Origin of the sequence: Nostoc sp. (assembly GCF_035638895.1) — a bacterium.
Lineage (GTDB): Bacteria > Cyanobacteriota > Cyanobacteriia > Cyanobacteriales > Nostocaceae > Nostoc.
In genome coordinates this window covers 1-19,160 of record NZ_DASQZC010000681.1, presented here as the reverse complement: position 1 = coordinate 19,160, position 19,160 = coordinate 1, and the positions used below count along the sequence as shown (strand labels likewise).

The window sequence follows — 19,160 nt, the reverse complement described above, 5'->3', positions numbered from 1 at the left end:
TCCGTATTTTTTTACAATTTAAATTGGATTGGTATAGAAAAAAACTATAGACTCATAATGGCAAGTCTTAAATTACTCTTGTACTGCCTTTTGACAGCAAGAAGTAATGTAAGTGGGCGTGAATAATTTAAGGTTTGTAATAAGCGGCTTCAGCCATATCCCAAGGGTTGGAGCCGCTTATACCATTTCACGAAAAAGCTATTCTTGTACTCCTATAGGAAAGCAAGCTACGCACTCTCTCGGCCACAGGATAAAACTAGGGTACAGAACTGGCTTACATGCAGCGATCGCTTCGTCGAAAATTGTATTTCTATCTCAATTTTAGGATCTTTTTGGGTAGTATTACTCCCTCAAAAGTACTCCAGACCTAAAGTTTTCACTGAAAATTCTTAATCTGCTATTGATAGGCTTTTTCAAGCTTTGTTTTAGTTACTCTGATATCTTATGAGAATGATAATCTTTAAAAGGAATTAATCCTAAAAACTGCTTTAAATAAGGGCTTCATCTATTTATTGATTATCATTATGATAAGAATTATTTAAGTAAATCAACTAATTTATAACAGATATACTATCTTAACCACAGATATCGCGTATACACAGTACAATGATGTCGAATTGGAAATGACGCCATTTGTACACTTGCTTGGTGTCCATTAATGGAATAGCTGTGGATACTGAATCATTTTCCTTCAGTACTTTTACTATACAATTGCTATTTTCTGGAAGACAAGTTAAAAAGGCTTTTCAGGCATATCTACGTGGGAACTCTCAGGTTGAAACCTGATAAAGGGTGTATAAAGTTACAAATGGCAATTCACGACTGTATCCAATACTGAGTTACTGACTAAGGCTAGAGCTACTGACCGTTGACGAATCAGTTTTTGCAACATACCCTATTTTTTCCCTATGATGATTCATGGTTTAGGTTTTCTCAGTTTGAGCGCATCTCTTGTACTTCCCTGGGCATTAACAGGTCTGGTTCAAGGACAGAGAATAACAGAGTCTTTTGTTAAAGATGTTCGGCAGTCACCCACTGATCAAGAAATGCCACTACCAAGCCGCAAACTGATCAGTTCTATTTCAAATGGGACAACATACTATGTTAGTGGTAAAGGAAACGATAGAAATAGCGGACGCACTACCTCATCTGCCTTTAGGACAATTCAAAGAGCAGCAGACCTGAGTAACCCTGGGGACACGGTACTTATTATGGATGGGGTATACAAGAATTCACATCCATCGGGAGCGGTAGTACATATTAAACGCTCTGGAAGGGCAAATGCATGGATTACGTATAAGGCATACCCTGGACAGCAACCGAAACTTCAGCACAATGGATGGAATGGAGTTTTGATTAACGATGGAGCATCATATATTGAAGTTAATGGGCTGGAGGTTGAAGGGAGCAATGGCAAAATTTCTCGTAGTTATGGGCTGAGTCAGAAGTATAACCAATCAAACCCCCTGACCAATGGAAATTGTATCAGCATAGAAGGAGGACAAGATGGTCGTTCCCACCATATACGTATTCTCAACAACAAGGTACATAATTGTGGAGGCGGAGGTATTTCAGCCATTGAATCAGACTATCTAACAATAGATAATAACGAGGTATTTAATAATGCCTGGTACTCAGTTTACGGCTGTAGTGGCATTTCGCTGCTCAACAATTGGAATTCTGACAACAACCAAAACTACAAGATATTTGTTACCAAAAACAAGGTCTACAACAATAAAATGCTCGTTCCCTGGATTTTTAATGGCAAGATCCAAGACGGTAATGGCATTATTATTGATCGTGGAATGAATAAGCAAAAAGGATCAAAAATAAGTGCGTATCGAGGACGTACTTTGATTGCTAGCAATATCTCATATAAAAATGGTGGTCGCGGCATTCACACTTTCCAAAGTGAGAATATCGATATTGTCTACAACACTAGTTATATGAATAACCAGAGTCCGGAAATTTCAGACGGGCAAATCTCGGTTAATGCTTCAAATAATGTCAACGTTCTCAATAACATTCTTTATTCTGAGCGTGGGAAACGGATAAACGTAAGATACGGTGGTAAGAACGTTAGATTTGACTACAACCTCAACGCCAATAGTTCTTTGATACCTGTTTCCGGGTCTAGTGATATGATTGCAGATCCACTCTTTATGAATCCCTACAATGGTGATTTTAGGCTGAAGTCTACGAGTCCAGCAATCAATAGTGGTATGAAGTTCAATAGTGTGAAAACCGATTTTATAGGCGAACCTCGTGTGAAGGGTTCACGATCCGATAGAGGGGCATACGAAATGCGGTAGTAGTTAAGAGTATGGAATTGGGTTGTATGGCAAAATCCTGATTTATCCAGCCTTTTTGTCTACAACCCGTTTTTGTAACACACTGTTGGCTCATTTCTTAAAAACTAAGAAAAAGTGTGGTAAAGAATCAGGGTTTCAGCGTTTGCGAAGATAGTTAATACTTGTATCAGGCTACGCTAATGCATAGATAATTGCGTGCTAAACCTAGCTGTTGCTTCAACGGCAATCAATTTTCTATATTCAATCCCCGATCAAAACTAGATTCCTGATTTTTCCTAACTCTAATAAAAATAAAATGGGCAAACTGTAAGTTTTAACTTACATTTCCCATCTTAAACTATTAAAGAAGAAGAAAAGGAGCAGCTTTTTCTGGGGAGAGAACCCCATACATAAATGCAAGGGCTTGAAACAAGGACGCATTATTGCTTGCATCTTACGTCTTACTTTCCTGCCTCTTCAGTCACATGAATTATGATCATGGCTTATCAATAGGAGTAGTTCCTAACCTTTGAAAGTTTTATTTTTTTGCAAGCCCCTGAAATTCTTTTGCCAACTTTGTTGGTTTAAAATATTCGTGCTCGTGATATAAATAACTACTAGATTCATTTTTATCAATGATTCCATTCACGACTAAGCCTAGTACGTTGTAATTGGATCTTTCCAACATCTCTTGAGCAGCGTTAGCACTGTTAGAATCAATTACCCCAGGTCGAGCTACTAACAAAATCCCGTCAGTCATTTGGCTTAGAGTCAAGGCATCGGCTGCTAAAAGCAGGGGAGGAGCATCAATAATTACAAAATCATAGTTATGTTGAGATGAAAAATTTTCAATTAATGATGCCATCCGTTTAGAGTCAAGCAAAGCCAGTGGGTTGGGAGGTCTAACCCCAGCAGTTAAGACATCAAGATTATCCATTACCTTAGATACAGTAACGTCAAATTCAGCCTGACCTACAAGAACCTCACTCAAACCAACTGCATTGGTTAGCTGCCAAAGATGATGCTGAGAAGGAATTCGCATATCTGCATCAATTAATAAAACTTTACGCCCTAGTTGAGCGATCGCTGCTGCCAAATTAGCTGAAACTGTAGACTTGCCTTCTTTAGGAACTGCGCTAGTTACCACAATAGTTTTAAGTACTTTATCTGAACTCAGAAATTTCAGGTTGGCTTGAATCATGCGGTACATTTCACTAGTTAAAGAGTAAGGCGTATCTCTAACAGCAATTTTTGGTTCTACATTTGAATCACGACGAATCTTTTTAACAGATAAAGGAATAATTCCCAGCAACGTATATCTAAATACATCTCTGACTTCTTTAAGCGTTTTCAATGATCTATCTCTCATGCTTAGGAAGAGAATAGTTGTAGTAGCCAAAAATAAACCGAACATCACTCCTAGCAATAAAATGATAATTTTTTTGCCTGTTACTGGCTTGTTTGGAACTAAAGCCGGAGCAATAATCCGCGAACTGGCTGTATTTGTATTCTCAACTAACTGTAATTCTTGTACCTTTTTCAAGAGAGTTTGATATGTGGATTCTGCAACTTCAACTTTCCGTTCTAACTCCCGCTGATTTTGTGCTAACTGAGGTATGATTTTTACTCGCTGCTCGTAGGCAAGACGGGAATTAGACAGAGATGAGAGTCTTTTAGCTAAACCAAAGCGCTGTACTTCTGATTGCAGAAAACTTTGGATTAAGTTTTGTCTCAGATTTCCAATCTGCAATAGTCTCTGCGGAATTTGTGTTTGATTACCAACAGTCTGACCAACTTGCTGTTGCAGGAGTGATTGTAAGCTAGCTTTCCTTGCTTCTAAGTTAATAACTACGGGGTTGTCATCTAAAAAACGGCTACGCTCTACCGCTATCTGTCGGTCAGTATCTTGAAGTTGTGTAAGAACTCCCTGTACTGCGGGTGACTGACTGAGGGCACTCACAGCGATCGCTTCTTGAGAATTTAGCTCTACTTTCTGGCGCAGTTCATTGGTTTGCGCATTTACCTCATCGAGTTGAGCCCTAACAGTATTCATCTCATTGTCGAGATTTCCAATAGTTTCAACGGCTGATTTTGTCTCCTCTGATAAATTAGCTATCTGATGCTTCTGTTTAAATATACGTAGCGCTACTTCTGCATTATTAACAGCCTCTTGAGTTTTAGGAAGCTGCTTGGCCATAAATTGACGAGTTGCTGCTGCCTCAGAGCGATTTGTCAAAATATCATTTTCTAAATAAAGATTCATAATTGTGTTAACGACTGCCGCTGCTTGTTCAGGGTCACGGCTGGTATAGCTAATTCGCAATACATCTGTGCCGTTAACAATTTTCAAGATCACGCCTTTTCGTAGTTGGTCTACCTCTATGGGTTTACCTTCTTTGTCTTTAAGCCCTAGTTTGTCTATTGTTCGCTGCAATATAGTAGGTGAAGAAATAACTTCTATTTGAGTGTTTATAGGATTTTGATTTGCTAGCAAGGATTTTAAATCTCCTCCATCTCCTCCTTCAGTATTAGTAGGCAAAAGATTGGAGCCTGCTACTTTAAAAGAAGGAACTCTAAATAAAAGTTTTCCTTCGGCTTCATAGGATGGCCTCGGAAATTGTGTAGCTATAACACTGAGCATAACTGTAGCTGCAAATATCGCAGTACCAGGTAGCCACCATCGTTTTAATATCAATAAGTAACGGCTAAGGTCTAAATCGATAGATTCTCTAGATTCCATAGATTTTTTTGACATAAATCTTCAAAAGTACAGGTTTTAAGCAAGAAACTAAAAATTGACTTAGAGAATGCACAAACCACTGCAATTGACATGACTGATCTGTTTGACAATCTGACAATAGTATAGACTATCTAAGTTACAAATTTAGTTTCCATTCTAAATTTAAAGTGATTACTAGCTTTGCCAAATTTTATCATAAGCCTCTAACAGTTTCAGAGCTTGATATTACCACTTAAGAATCTTCATTCTGCGTTGTCCTTCGGCTACTATCTCAGAAGATATAGCCCTTCTTGAATGGAAGCAATACATTTTGACCTCACTTCCATAAAATCATCGCAAGTTAAGGTTTGATTGATTTTCCCAGATTCCAAACGCTTCCCAGGCTTCGGCTGAGATCGAGTAAGACTATTGATTTTATTTTTACAGATTTGCGCGTGTAGAAAGTTTGCTTGATAATATTGCTGATACATAAAGTATCCATTCCATGCTATTTTGCTCTAATAATGTAGTTTCAGTTAGATTTGAAAGAATAATATAGGTAAAATAAACTAAAAGCCATAAATTTTCAGATGTTTTATTCCATCGGATGAAATATATTGCTTTTAATAAATTAATAACGAACCCAGTTAGAAAAACCAAAACTCCTAGTAGACCCAACGCTAGCCAGAGATCCAAAAAACCATTGTGAGCATTAGGAGCGTTCCATTGTACGGTTTGTATAATGATAGAAGAATCACCCTTCTTGTCCCAGAATGCTCCATAGCCATATCCTAGCCACGGTTTTTTTGCAATCATCTCTAACACAGCAGGCCATAATTCTACACGTCCAGTGAGTGTTGTGTCCTTACCTACTGAGCCTAAAATTGTATCAGCTTGTGAGACAAACAAGGTGTAAAAAGCTATACCAACTGTTGACAGTAACGTTACAACAGGTATCATTACTTTATACTTTAAATGTAAAATTTGAGAATATATAAGAAAAACACCTGTAATGATTATAAAGTTACCTAGGGATGTTGTTGATTTTGAGAATAATACAAGTAATCCAGAAGTAACATAGCCAAGCCATAAAACCCAGCGATTTTCTCGAGTAGTCATGGCAAGGAAGAAAAATATTGCTCCACTAAGTACAAATCTCTTGCCAAGAACATTCTTAGTTGGGAATATTCCTCGCCAAGTATTTCCATCAATACCACCTGCAATACCATATTTTGGTATAAAAATAACAAATAAGAAACACATTACTGCTGAAATGCCAAACATGTATGCAAGTAACTTCAGTTGCTGCTTTAAGCTGTAGCGTGAAGCTAAATAAAGTCCAAAGATACTTGTTCCTGCCAGAGCAATAACGCGACGTATAGTAGTCTCTGGATCTGAAGACCAAAGACTAGAAAGTGCACAAACTCCAATCAATATCCAAATCAACTTATCTTTGCTTAAAACAATGTAAGTAACCTTCTTCCAGCGTAGAGCAATCAAGGAAAGGCAAACTATATATGTAAAAGTATAAAGGAATCGAAATATAGTTCTATCACCCTCTTTTATACTATAGCCATCCGTTAGAAAAGCATCTAATGGAGTTCCTGAGTAGAGCATCAAGCAAGCCAATGTAAGTGTTTGTTCAGCCGAAATTAAAAATTTCCTCATTTTTTATGATATGTATCATCATGTATACATATAGATAGAAAATAGATTAAGCAAGTCAGGGATTAGTGGTTACTAGTATCAATCGATTTTGACTAATACTTTGTTTATTAAATTTTTAATTATTATGTTGGTTAAATGTAAAAGTAATGAGTACAGTGCTATTAATGCCCCGTTCTTATGGTTTTTTGATAAACTTCCACAGTTTGAGCGGCAATATTTGACCAATTTAAATCTTGCTGACAACGAGCTAGTGCCGCAGTTTGCATACGTTGTTGCAAGTTGCGATCGCTTAATAAACAAATTATGGCATCAGCTAGGGATTGAACATCACAAGGGGGAACTAACAACCCATCTTTTTTATGCTGAACTATCTCACTCAATCCCCCTACCTCAGAGGCTACAACCAGTGTTCCCATTCCATAAGATAAGGCTGCTACACCACTTTGAGAAGCTTCTATGTATGGCAGAACTGTAACTGTGCTGCGTTGAAATAGATTACTTACTTCTTCAAGGGGTATAAAGTCATTGATAATCTCGTAGCGTTTCTCATCATAGCCATTAGGGAAATATTGTTTTATATTTTCTCCCCGTCCAGCAATAATCAGCTTAACTTCAGGGACACGTTCAGCAATTAAAGGCATAGCTTCAAGCAAATATTTCAATCCTTTATAAGGCCAGATGCGTCCAAAAAATAGCAATGTATTTGGATCACGAGGCTGACTCAAGTGATTACCTCGGCGCTGATACAAACTACCAAGTTCCCCATGCGGTATAACATTAACTCGCTCTTGAGGTAAACTAAATTGTTCAATTAGAATCTTTTTTAGTTGATGAGTATGGACAATCAATTGTTGGGAACGGTAGAAAGCAATACGCCTGGTATACTCTGAACCGAATACAGCCATACTATCCCCTGGGTGACGGAATATATCGTGGATAGTTGTCACCAATGGTGGCATCTTGTTGAGTAACAAAGTCCAATCGTACCAAGGATCGTTAGTTTCTTGCACATGTAAAACATCTGGCTGTATGTCCTTGATGATACGCATCATAGTGCCCATAGACACTAGGTTACGCGGGTCGCGAATCCGTGGTTTTTTAAAGCTAATAACGCGGATACTGGAATCAAGAACATTGATACAGACATTCTCCGGATGAATTAGCGTTAAATCAACATATTTAACCAGACTGTTTGCTAATTCGATGGTGTAGTCTTCAAAGCCAAAATGTAATAACGCAAGTTTAATCATAATTAAGATTATATTATCACTTAAATTATTTATTCAACAAATCTAGATACCTGATTGGTGGAATTTTATTTTAAACAACTACTGCTATCTTAAAAGTTTTATCCACAAAAAACGAAACCCGCCAAACGCACTAATCCCTAGAAAAATCACAAATAAAACATAGGCACAAGTTGCAATAAGTAGAGTAAATATAAAGTCCAAGCTAATTTTTTGCAATAACACGAATATAGGTAGCATCATAATGCTTATGATTAACGGTCGGCGCATAATTCGCCATAAATCTAATGAAAAAAGGCGAGTATAGGTGAAATAAATAAACTGGCTAAAACCAAGAATAGTCATTAATAATGCCATTAAGGCTGCACCTAGTAACTGATATTGTGAAACTAATGCCATACCTCCCAAGCTTCCTAATGTAGTGGTAATAACCACTTCACGCAGGTTAACTATCTCGAAACCATTGGCTACAAGTAGATAGGAGAGTGAGCGCGTAAAGGGCAGAAAAAAAAGTGATATAGCAATTAAACGAAGGGCTAGATTTGCTTGAGCAAAGCTAGAATCATAAATAAAAATTAGTATATCTTTACCAAAAAATAACATTCCCATAAATAAGGGTAATGCCATGATTAGTAAAATTTCAATAATATTTTCCGTGATCTGTTTCTGCTTGTCCCGTCCTTGATTTACTACTTTTGAGAGTCTCGGAAACATTGCTACAGTTATACTGTTGGCAATAATTAAAAATGGTTGTAGCAGTTGTACTATTGCACCGAAAAGACCTACTAACAACTCATTACCTAACAATGAAAGAATCAAAATTTCAATTCTACTACTTACTACAGCTATTGCTTCAATAGCAAAAAATGTCTTTACACTTTTAATTGTATTCCATACAAAATCTTTATCAATTTGCCATTCTATTTTGACGGACTGTGTGATGAAAATCCATTCAATTAGGAGAATTAATGTTTCCGAAAAAAATAGTATCGCTCCCAGATATTCAATTCCATACTTCAGTTGCATCGCCCAGATCATTATTATTAGACGTACTACATACACTGGGACTGTAGCAATGGCAATCAAATGCATCTTTTCTTTAGCTTGGAAAATTGCCTCTGTTACGTTGGAAAGTGCAAAGGGAATTATCGTTAAGCCCATTATGTAGCAAAGAGTCGAGGTTTTGGAACTATAGGGAAGTAAAAATACTACAATCACCAATGCTCCATAACTGAGCAGACTAAATATTAACTGCAAGCAAGTACCACTCATCAAATAAACTGATGTTTTTTGTGGTTCACGGGCTAGTTCTCTTGTAAATAATATCTTTAGTCCCTGTGAAGCAATGCCCACAAAGATAAAGTAGTAGCTATAGGCTAGGAGATACTGGCCTATAGCTTCAGCTCCTAGATTACGAGCAATAGCAGCGGTTAATACAAAAGCTGTTATACTTTGCACTAACCGATTGACTATCATTGAGAGGGAATTACTTATGAATTTGTACTTTTCTACCATTCTTAAACTATTAATTCACCTTAATTCGCTCATTTTGAATTGCCAATACCTGTCTATCTCATAACCTCATTTTTTTTGCATATATCGTTAGAAGCCTGAGTAGTGAACGCAAAACCTTTTGTCATCTTTAAGTAGGTTGTTAATCACTCAGCAAACTAGAATAAACTAGAAAATCTAAATTTAATGCGTGAAAAACAGAAACTCTACCGAAAACTGCAATAATTGTATCAAAATGTAAATACTATAATTATTGCCGTCTGCTATGATTTTGTTTTCTAACCCTAGTAAGCACCTTCTTTTTTCAAAACTACCATAACTGTTTTTAGGAGAATTTCAAAGTCTAACCGAAGCGACCAATTTTCGATGTAGTTAAGATCAAGATTTATCACTTGTTCAAAATCTAAAATATCTGAGCGACCTGAGACTTGCCAAAGACCTGTAATACCAGGTAAAACCTCATGGCGAATAAAATGATGTTCAGAAAACTTATCTACATCTCTAATAGGTAAAGGGCGAGGGCCTACTATACTCATTTCTCCAAGGATAACGTTAAAAAGTTGGGGTAATTCGTCTAAGCTATAACGTCGAAGGAATTTTCCAACATGGGTAATGCGAGGATCATCTTTAATTTTAAAGATAATCCCATCTTTCGTTTCATTTAATGCTTCTAATTCTTTTTGGAATTTTTCTGCATCAGACCTCATAGTTCTGAATTTCCATACTTTAAACTGTTGCCCATGTAAACCTATACGGGTTTGTTTGTAAAATACTGTGCCGGGAGAGTCCAGTTTGATAGCTATAGCTATAGCTATATAAATAGGAAATGATAACATTACAAATAAAGTCGCAAAGCAAAAATCACAAGTACGCTTTATCCAAAAATCTTTACCTGTAATAATTGGACAATCCAAACTCAGACAAGGCATTCCCCCTATTTTATTAAATTCTATGTTTTTATAAATTGGTTTTAATTCCATCGGCAAAATATGTACTTGGATGCCAGATGCTTGAAATAACCAGCATAAAAACATTCTATTTTTTAGAGCATCCCAAGATATAAAAACTTCTGTTACACCTAATTCATTAAGTTGATTCAATGTTTTTTGACGTTGATATCTATCTAATGAATTAGCTTTAGCAGTTCCAGAGACAATATAATGTTTTTCTTTTTTTATAAAGCTAGCTATCTGCTCATGGTCTTGAGTATCACAAATAATAAAGACAGAAGATCGAACTATTTTTTTCTGTTTACGCAGATATTCAAGTGTGATATTTATAGCATATCTACCAGTACAAATAAATAATATACTTAGCAACCAAGATAATAATATTAATCTTGGGCGTGTAATATCAATGACTGGCTTATATAAAAGACAAACTAGGAGTATTAATCCATGAGCAAAAGTTAACGATTTTATAATATTGAAATAGTCATAGCGTTTTTGACCTTCTCGATAAATACCCTCGATAGCTAATGAGCCTATTTGAATAGCAATAGTTATTAGAATCGGCAAATAATGACTCTGTATATACGAAGTAAAATGCCCATAAGAAGATTGATATCCAGCTATAACCCAAGCCAAGGATAAAAGAGTATAGTCTACTAAAAACAATGTTGTTAATCTCAACCACCACGAACCCTTACGTACCCTGGCAAATGAAGATGCACGTAAATCTAAAGGCACTTCATTGAATTTACTTGTTGTAATGCTTTGATTACTCATAGTTATAAAGACTTGGTGTAGTTAAAATTTGATGAAAGTTTATATTAACGCTGCGGGGGATCTCATATTTTTTATTTCAAAGAAACCTAGACTTTATAGCCTACTAATTAACCATTTTCTTTGCACTAACTTTAAATTTAAATTCTTGATCAAAAGCTTCTTCGTAGGGTCGGTTGAGCGCAGTTACTACCCAGATACTTAGCTTTTATTGCAGGATAGAATCCAGTTTAGCCTGGAAATTTTGAGCTTTAGATGCCAAAACAAAGATTTTCTGGTGAGTGTTAACTTAATAGCAGAATAAAATCCCTGACGTAAATAATCAAGTAGGTCAGGTAATCAAGTAGCTCAGATACAAATATTAGGAAGGATTTTTAAGGTGCGTAAGAGTTGAACTAAGTTACTACAGTTCCATTGCAGATTTTCACTTCTATTAGGCAATGATATGCCTTCGGAAATTACTGTAGCATGTTTAGCTATACTAATTCAGCTTTGCTTAGAAGTTGTCTGTTCCTTTACGCATAATTACTGATTAACAAAACTTACACGCACAGAATATAACAAAATTCATCAAAAACTTGATTATCGTTACAAAACTTTACATAACTTCCTGTCGTGGTTGAGCTTGAGTAAGTTTCATAGGCATCTCTAGAGAATTGGTCATAAAGTAATATCAACAGTGGTTGATATCTGTTGAGTGTTGTCATATCTGCATTATAGACATTTTTACCTACTGACAGAGAATCAATTCTTTGGCTTTACAGTATTTTTATATTTGAAGAAACACAATGAAGATTGGGTAATAATTGTTTTTTCTTTCAGCAAATATTCGTAGAAAAAGATAAAGTCTATTCAGTCATTGTATTTGAACCATATAGAGAGTTATACAAAAAAGCATTTGTAAAGTAAACAAAAATCTTGAAACTAAAGGCTTGTACCTAAATATACCTCAATAATGTAATCAGGTATTTTTTAAATTTAAATGGTTTTAAAGTTTTAATTAGGAATAAAATATTTGGTAAAATTTTAGCAGTTATTATGTTTAATAAAAATTGATTAGTTAGAGTTTTAAGTATCAAGTATGTTTGAAGATGCATATAATTAGCATGGGTAGTGCAAAACAGAAGCATTTCGCGTACTGGACTGGCCTTAGGCCTAACTAGGCTTCTATCGTGAGGGCATTTATTAATATGCAGGCTCACGGATAATTTTGTATAAAAACATTTACAATAAATTAAAATAATCGCATTTGTTGATGGAGTTGATATATAAAAAATGCAGAGAAATAGCCAAACTCCAGAGTATAAGCAAAATATTCCTTTAAATACCTTAAGTCACATCATCGACACTCAAGTTCTAGAAGCATATAATAACACTCAAGTAGTTCATCACGATCTGTGCATCCATCAGATATTTGAGATGCAAGTAGAGCGATCGCCTCAGGCAATTGCTGTAGTATTTGAAGATATACAACTTACTTATCAACAGTTAAATAAGCGGGCGAATCAACTAGCGCACTACCTACGTACTTTGGGAGTTGGGCCTGAAGTACTTGTGGGAATTTGCGTGGAGCGCTCTTTAGAGATGATCGTAGGAATACTGGGTATTCTCAAAGCTGGAGGCGCTTATGTGCCTTTAGATCCGGCATATCCCCCAGAGCGTTTAGCCTTCATCTTGTCAGATACCCAGGCATCAGTGTTGTTGACGCAAGAAAAATTGGTTAAGAACCTACCACTGCATCAGGCGCAAGTGGTTTGTCTAGAATCAAACTGGCAAGGTAACATCCAAAATAATCAAGAAAATCCTGTAAATCAAACGACGCTTGATAACTTGATCTATGTAATCTACACATCTGGTTCTACAGGACAGCCCAAAGGTGTAATGATTCCTCATGGTGGTATCTGCAATCAACTATACTGGCGGCAAACAAACTTTAGATTAACTCAAGCAGATAAAGTTTTACTGACTATTTCTTTTAGCTTTGACCCCTCAGTATGGCAAATATTCTGGCCATTGTGCTTTGGGGGGCAATTGATCTTGGCTCGCCCTGGTGGACAGCAAGATACTGCTTATCTAGTGAAGGTGATTATTGACCAGCGAATCACTGTCTTGGCCTTAGTACCTTCTATACTGCGTGTCTTACTGGAAGAGAAGGGAATTGAGAATTGCCGATTTCTTAAGCATATTACCTGCGGTGGTGAAGCTTTACCTAGCGAACTCATAGAACGCTTCTTTGCCCAACTGAATTTGGATGATGTTTTCCATAATTGCTATGGCCCGACAGAAGCTTCCATTGATGCCACTTTCTGGACTTGTCAGCGTGGCACTAACTATACCATTGCTCCCATTGGCCGCCCTATTGCTAATGCAGAGATTTACATCCTTGATGAAAATTTGCAGCCTGTGCCTGTTGGTGAATCAGGTGAACTGCACATTGGCGGGATTGGTTTAGCGCGAGGCTATCTTAACCGTCCTGAATTAACCACAGAGAAGTTCATTTTCAACCCTTTTAGCTCTGAAGTTGGGGCACGTCTTTACAAAACTGGGGATTTGGCACGTTTTCTACCAGACGGTAATATCGAGTTCCTTGGTCGTATTGACTACCAAGTGAAAATTCGTGGCTTCCGAATTGAATTGGGAGAAATTGAAGCGATATTAGGTCAATATCCAGCACTAACACAGACTCTAGTCATAGCTAGAGAGGAGGTTCCTGGTGACAAGCAACTTGTAGCATATATTGTTGCCAACCCAGAGCAAATTCCTAGTCAGGTTGAATTGCGCCGCTTTTTGCAAGGTCGGTTACCTGAATATATGCTGCCTGCCTCATTTGTATTTTTGGACAACCTGCCATTAAACCCCAACGGCAAAATAGACCGCCGCGCTTTACCTGCACCGCATACATCTGACCTTGGTCTGTCAACTAACTTTGTCCCACCACAGAATGCTACAGAAGAAGTCTTAGCTAACATCTGGGTAAAAGTTTTGCGTTTGGAACAAGTAGGCATTCACGACAATTTTTTTGAATTGGGAGGCCATTCACTGCTGGCGACGCAAGTCATGTCTAGGGTTCGCCAAGCCTTTCAGATAGAAATGCCGTTGCAGATTTTATTTGAGAATCCAACGATCGCTAGTTTAGCTCAAGCGATCGCTCAAACCCAGACTCAAGAAAATGATCCTCAAAACCAGACTATTCCTCTCATAGCCAACCGCGAGTCAGCCCCTTTATCCTTTGCCCAGCAGCGAGTGTGGTTTTTGGAGCAGTTGGAACCTAACAGCCCAGCTTATATCATCTCCAATGCACTGCGCTTAACGGGCGAGTTCAACGCGAGTATATTACAACAGGCACTAAATGCGATCGTTATTCATCACGAAGCACTGCGAACAAACTTTATTACATCACCAAATGGTAGCCCCATACAAGTTATTGGCAAGCCTCGGTCAGTTGAACTCAAAATAGTTAAAGTAACACCGGAGCAGGTACAATCTCTACTAAATCAAGAGACAAAACGCCCCTTTAACTTAGAATCTGACTTAATGTTGCGAGCTTGCTTGCTCCAGATAGACGAACAGGAGCAGATACTTTTGTTGGTGATGCACCACATCGCTTCTGATGGCTGGTCAATGGGTATTCTCTGGCAGCAGTTAGCATCCCTTTATGAAGCCTTATTGAGCGGTAAGCCTTCTCCTTTAGCAAAATTATCCATTCAGTATGCCGATTTTGCAGTCTGGCAGCATCAATGGCTATCGGGTGAAGTCCTCTCCAGCCAAATAGACTATTGGAAAACCCAGTTAGCAGGTGCTAATACTGTACTGGAATTGCCTACCGACCGACCACGGCCACCAGTGCAAACTTACCAGGGGGCGGCTCAATCCCTCATGCTACCGCAGACTCTGAGTGCATCGCTCATTGAACTCTCGCGTCAGGAAGGTGTTACCCTATTTATGACCTTGCTGGCGGCCTTTGGGACAATCTTGCACCGCTACAGTGGGCAAGAAGATATTCTCATCGGTTCTCCTATTGCTGGACGTAACCGTTCGGAAATTGAAGGGTTGATCGGATTTTTTATTAATACCGTCGTTTTACGGACTGATTTTTCCGGTAATCCTAGTTTTCGTTCAGTGCTAAATCGAGTTCGCCAGATGGCATTAGGTGCTTATGCCCATCAAGATATGCCTTTCGAGAAACTGGTAGAAGAACTGCAACCAGAGCGAGATACCAGCCGTAACCCACTGTTTCAAGTGTGGTTTAATATGCTCAACTTAAAGGATATCCAACTGGAACTACCTGGGGTGGCTATAGAACCAGTTTCGATGTTAGAAACAGCTTCTAAGTTCGACTTAACTTTGTATGTGACAGAAAAAAATCAGGGAATCCAACTTGATTTAGTCTACAACACTGATCTGTTTACTTCAGAGCGGATGATGGAAATGCTGAATCAATTCCATCATTTGTTAAATCAAATTGTTGCTGCAACGGAATGCCAGATTAGTTTGTATTCTCTTGTGACACCAGGAGCCAGAACTTTGCTCCCAGAACCAAGGGCGGTTTTGCCAGAGCCTCGGTACGAATTGGTAACAACAATGTTTACCTCTTGGGTAAATCGCACCCCAGAACATTCGGCACTCCGTCAAGGATCTCGCACTTGGAATTATGGAGAATTAGGCAAAAGCGCTCAAGCTTTAGCACGGGTGATGTTGTCTTACGGAGTCCAACGGGGAGATGTTGTAGCCGTGTTCGGGACACGAAGCTTTGGACTGATTGCGAGTATGAACGCTGTACTTTTGAGTGGCGGTGTTCTACTGACTCTCGATCCAAAACTTCCCAGAGATAACTTTGGTGGGCTATGCCAACGCCACCTGCTTATGCTAGAGGAAGCTAAAGCTAAATATATATTATATATTGATAGTCAGTACCCAGAAGATGAAGAAATATACAAATCTTTAATTGTTATCCGTGTAAACCCAGACACAGGAGAAGCGATAGATTCACCCCAGGACGGCAGTAAAACAATAAACTTGCCTGAAATCGCTGCCGATGATCCAGCTTATATTTTCTTTACTTCTGGCACCACTGGTATACCCAAGGGAGTGCTGGGATGCCATAAAGGGATGGCACATTTTCTCAACTGGCAGAGGCAGACATTTGAAATTGGTCAGCAAGACCGGGTAGCCCAATTGACAGGTCTTTCCTTTGATGTAGTTCTTAGAGATATCTTCTTACCTTTGACTAGTGGTGCAACCCTATGTTTGCCAGAGGAAGGGCACAACCTAGAACCAACTAAAATTCTGAATTACTTGGAACATGAGCAAATTTCTGTGCTGCACACAGTTCCATCGCTGGCGCAATCATGGTTAGCCAATGTGCCGTCAGGAGTCTATCTACGTAACTTACGCTGGTTGTTCTTTGCTGGAGAACCTCTCAAGGAGACATTGGTATATCGGTGGCGCGATGCTTTTCCTGAATCAGGTAAAATTGTCAATCTCTATGGGCCGACAGAGACAACTTTGGCGAAGTGTTATTACAAAATACCTGTGGAGTGTATACCAGGCATACAGCCAGTAGGATTACCGCTCCCTGAAACCCAAGCACTAGTTTTAACACCAAATAACCAACTGTGTGGCATCGGTGAACCAGGCGAGATCGTTATGAGAACGCCATTCCGCACTTTGGGTTATATAAATGCTCAAGAAGAAAACCGTTCTCGATTTGTCAAAAACCTCTTTCGGAATGACGAGCGAGATTGGATTTATTATACAGGCGATCGCGGTTGCTATCGTCCAGATGGCTCTCTAGCAATTCTCGGTCGCCGAGATCATCAAGTTAAGATCCGTGGGATACGCATTGAGCCAGGGGAAATTGAGACGGTATTAGCCCAGCACCCGCATGTATTCCAAACTGTAGTAATTGCCCGTGAAGATGTTCCTGGAGATAAACGTTTAGTAGCTTACATTATCCCGAATCAAGACTGGGCATCTACAATTAGCGACATACGGAGTTTCCTTTTAACAAAGCTCCCACAGTACATGCTCCCTTCGGCTTTCGTCTTGCTTTCCACCATGCCTTTAACCCCCAACGGCAAAGTAGACCGCCGCGCTTTACCTGCACCCGACTTATCAAGGCAAGGGTCGGAAGCTACGTTTGTTGCTCCCCGTAATGATGTGGAACGCCAGCTAACAGAGATTTGGGAACAAACTTTAGGTGTGCAGCCCATTGGCGTCAACGATAACTTCTTTGAGTTAGGAGGGCACTCCATCTTAGCAGTAAAGCTGTTTTGGCAGATTGAGAAGACATTTAATAAAAATCTGCCTCTTGCCATTCTCTTCCAGTCAGGTACTGTAGAGGCTCTAGCCCAAATAATTTGTCAAGAAGATTTAGCAGCAAACAAGGCTTTAGTAAATACCTTAGACGAATCAATAACTACTTGGTCATCTTTGGTAGAAATTCAACCCAATGGTTTCAAGCCACCTTTTTTCTGTATTCACGGACTGGGTGGAGAAGTCTTGTGTTTCCGTGAATTGGCACAGCATCTGGGGCCAGACCAACCATTCTACGGATTACAACCACAAGGGTTAGATGGAAAACATCCTTTCCATACACGGGTTGAAGACATGGCAACTCACTACATTCAAGAAATCCAGACCCTTCAGCCCAATGGCCCTTATTTTTTGGGAGGTTATTCTTTTGGGGGTGTGGTTGCTTTCGAGATGGCTCGGCAACTGCGAGAACAGGGCGAACAAGTTGGTATTATAGTTATGCTTGATAGTTGCCGTCCAGGTTATAGCTGGCGAGCGTCATTTCTCAAGCGAGTTTTATTGCATTTAAATAATATTGTTCAACAAGGGCCAGCCTACCTTTGGCAAAGAGTTGTGAGATGGAGTTATTGGCGTAAGTCTCTTCTCCAAAATACATACGACCGTTACTTGGAAGTGGCACTAGATATACCTGTAAGTGACAAGCACTTAAAAATTATAGATGCTAACACTCAAGCCGTTAGTGAATATATTTTCCCAGTTTACCCTGGTCAAGCTATCCTCTTGCGAACAGAGGATCAAAATCGGGACGAAGCTATAGGCACACAATACGATCCTCAATTCGGCTGGGGCGAAGTAGTTGCTGGAGGATTAGATATTCATTATGTTCCCGGATCTCACCTTGGCCAACTTAATGAACCGCATGTAGAGGTGTTAGCCGAAACATTGAGAAATTGCTTAATCCAAGCGCAGTCTCCAAAGAATTAACCTGACAACCCGCTACCTTAGCAAAAGAAGTCAACCAATTTCTGATTTTGGATTGAAAGAAACTAAAAGGATACGAGGTTTAAGGATTTTGGATTTTTTCTAGCCTCAACTCAGCACTGCTGGGTGGTTTTGTCATGTCTTATATCATGTCCGCTTGATTGCTTATTAGACCTTAAGAACCCCACCCCGCCAAAGCTACGCTTTGTCTCCCCTCCCCGCAAGCGGGGAGGGGCTGGGGGTGGGGTGTAATGGCTGTGGTTAGCATAACTATTTATGCGGACATGATATTAGCCTAAACACTAATTAAGAAAATAATGGAGAAATGTTTGCTAGTGCTAACTAGGATGAGATAATTATTTTGTGGAATGGGAATACTGGTCGCAGTCCAATAACCAAAAGACCTGACCAATTTAGTATGCGATGAATCCTGCTAGTGTCACAGATTGAACAGAGGTAGTTATTGTGGCACTGTCGGCTTAAATGGCTGTTGTTTTAGATTTTAAGTTGGTAAGCAATCCACAATTTACTGATGCTATATAGACGATTTGGACGCACAGAATTACAGATGCCAGTGTTTTCCTGCGGTGGCATGAGATATCAGTTCAAATGGGAAGATGTTCCCGTGCGATTCGTTGCTTAGGAATCGCGGTATCCAGTCCGTACATAACTAAGCCAACCTGACAGCAGATTACTGTCATTAAAGGTTGAACTCTCGGTCAGATGTAGGTGAAAGCCCTACCATTCAGACTCAGAATTGACT

7 protein-coding genes are annotated in these 19,160 nt (G+C 38.9%); 2 read left to right on the top strand and 5 right to left on the bottom strand.

Translation table 11 applies throughout. The annotated features are described in order from the left end of the window. Positions 1 to 908: 908 nt before the first annotated feature. Entirely contained in the window at positions 909 to 2,312 is a 1,404-nt protein-coding gene (locus VE944_RS32000; protein WP_324987222.1) for a right-handed parallel beta-helix repeat-containing protein, read from the top strand. Between the two features lie 517 nt (positions 2,313 to 2,829). Here the strand turns inward: VE944_RS32000 and VE944_RS31995 are convergent. The 5 genes from VE944_RS31995 to VE944_RS31975 form a co-directional block, all read right to left on the bottom strand. After that, positions 2,830 to 5,046 carry a GumC family protein gene (locus VE944_RS31995; protein ID WP_324987220.1) on the bottom strand — a complete coding sequence of 739 codons (2,217 nt, stop codon included), beginning with the start codon at positions 5,044 to 5,046 and terminating at the stop codon, positions 2,830 to 2,832. A gap of 405 nt (positions 5,047 to 5,451) precedes the next feature. Further along, on the bottom strand, positions 5,452 to 6,678 hold the full coding sequence (locus VE944_RS31990; RefSeq protein WP_324987216.1) for an O-antigen ligase family protein: 1,227 nt from the start codon (positions 6,676 to 6,678) through the stop codon (positions 5,452 to 5,454). A gap of 161 nt (positions 6,679 to 6,839) precedes the next feature. Further along, a complete protein-coding gene (locus VE944_RS31985; RefSeq protein ID WP_324987213.1) occupies positions 6,840 to 7,928 on the bottom strand; it encodes a glycosyltransferase family 4 protein in 1,089 nt (362 codons plus the stop codon). An 84-nt stretch (positions 7,929 to 8,012) separates the two neighbouring features. Then, positions 8,013 to 9,401 carry an oligosaccharide flippase family protein gene (locus VE944_RS31980; protein ID WP_324987210.1) on the bottom strand — a complete coding sequence of 463 codons (1,389 nt, stop codon included), beginning with the start codon at positions 9,399 to 9,401 and terminating at the stop codon, positions 8,013 to 8,015. 320 nt (positions 9,402 to 9,721) lie between these two features. Then, complete coding sequence (locus VE944_RS31975) at positions 9,722 to 11,164, bottom strand: sugar transferase (protein ID WP_324987207.1); 1,443 nt, start codon at positions 11,162 to 11,164, stop codon at positions 9,722 to 9,724. Between the two features lie 1,272 nt (positions 11,165 to 12,436). Here VE944_RS31975 and VE944_RS31970 point away from each other — a divergent pair. Continuing rightward, positions 12,437 to 18,400, top strand: a complete 5,964-nt coding sequence (locus tag VE944_RS31970) for a non-ribosomal peptide synthetase (RefSeq protein ID WP_324987203.1) — start codon at positions 12,437 to 12,439, stop codon at positions 18,398 to 18,400. The last annotated feature ends 760 nt before the right edge of the window (positions 18,401 to 19,160 follow it).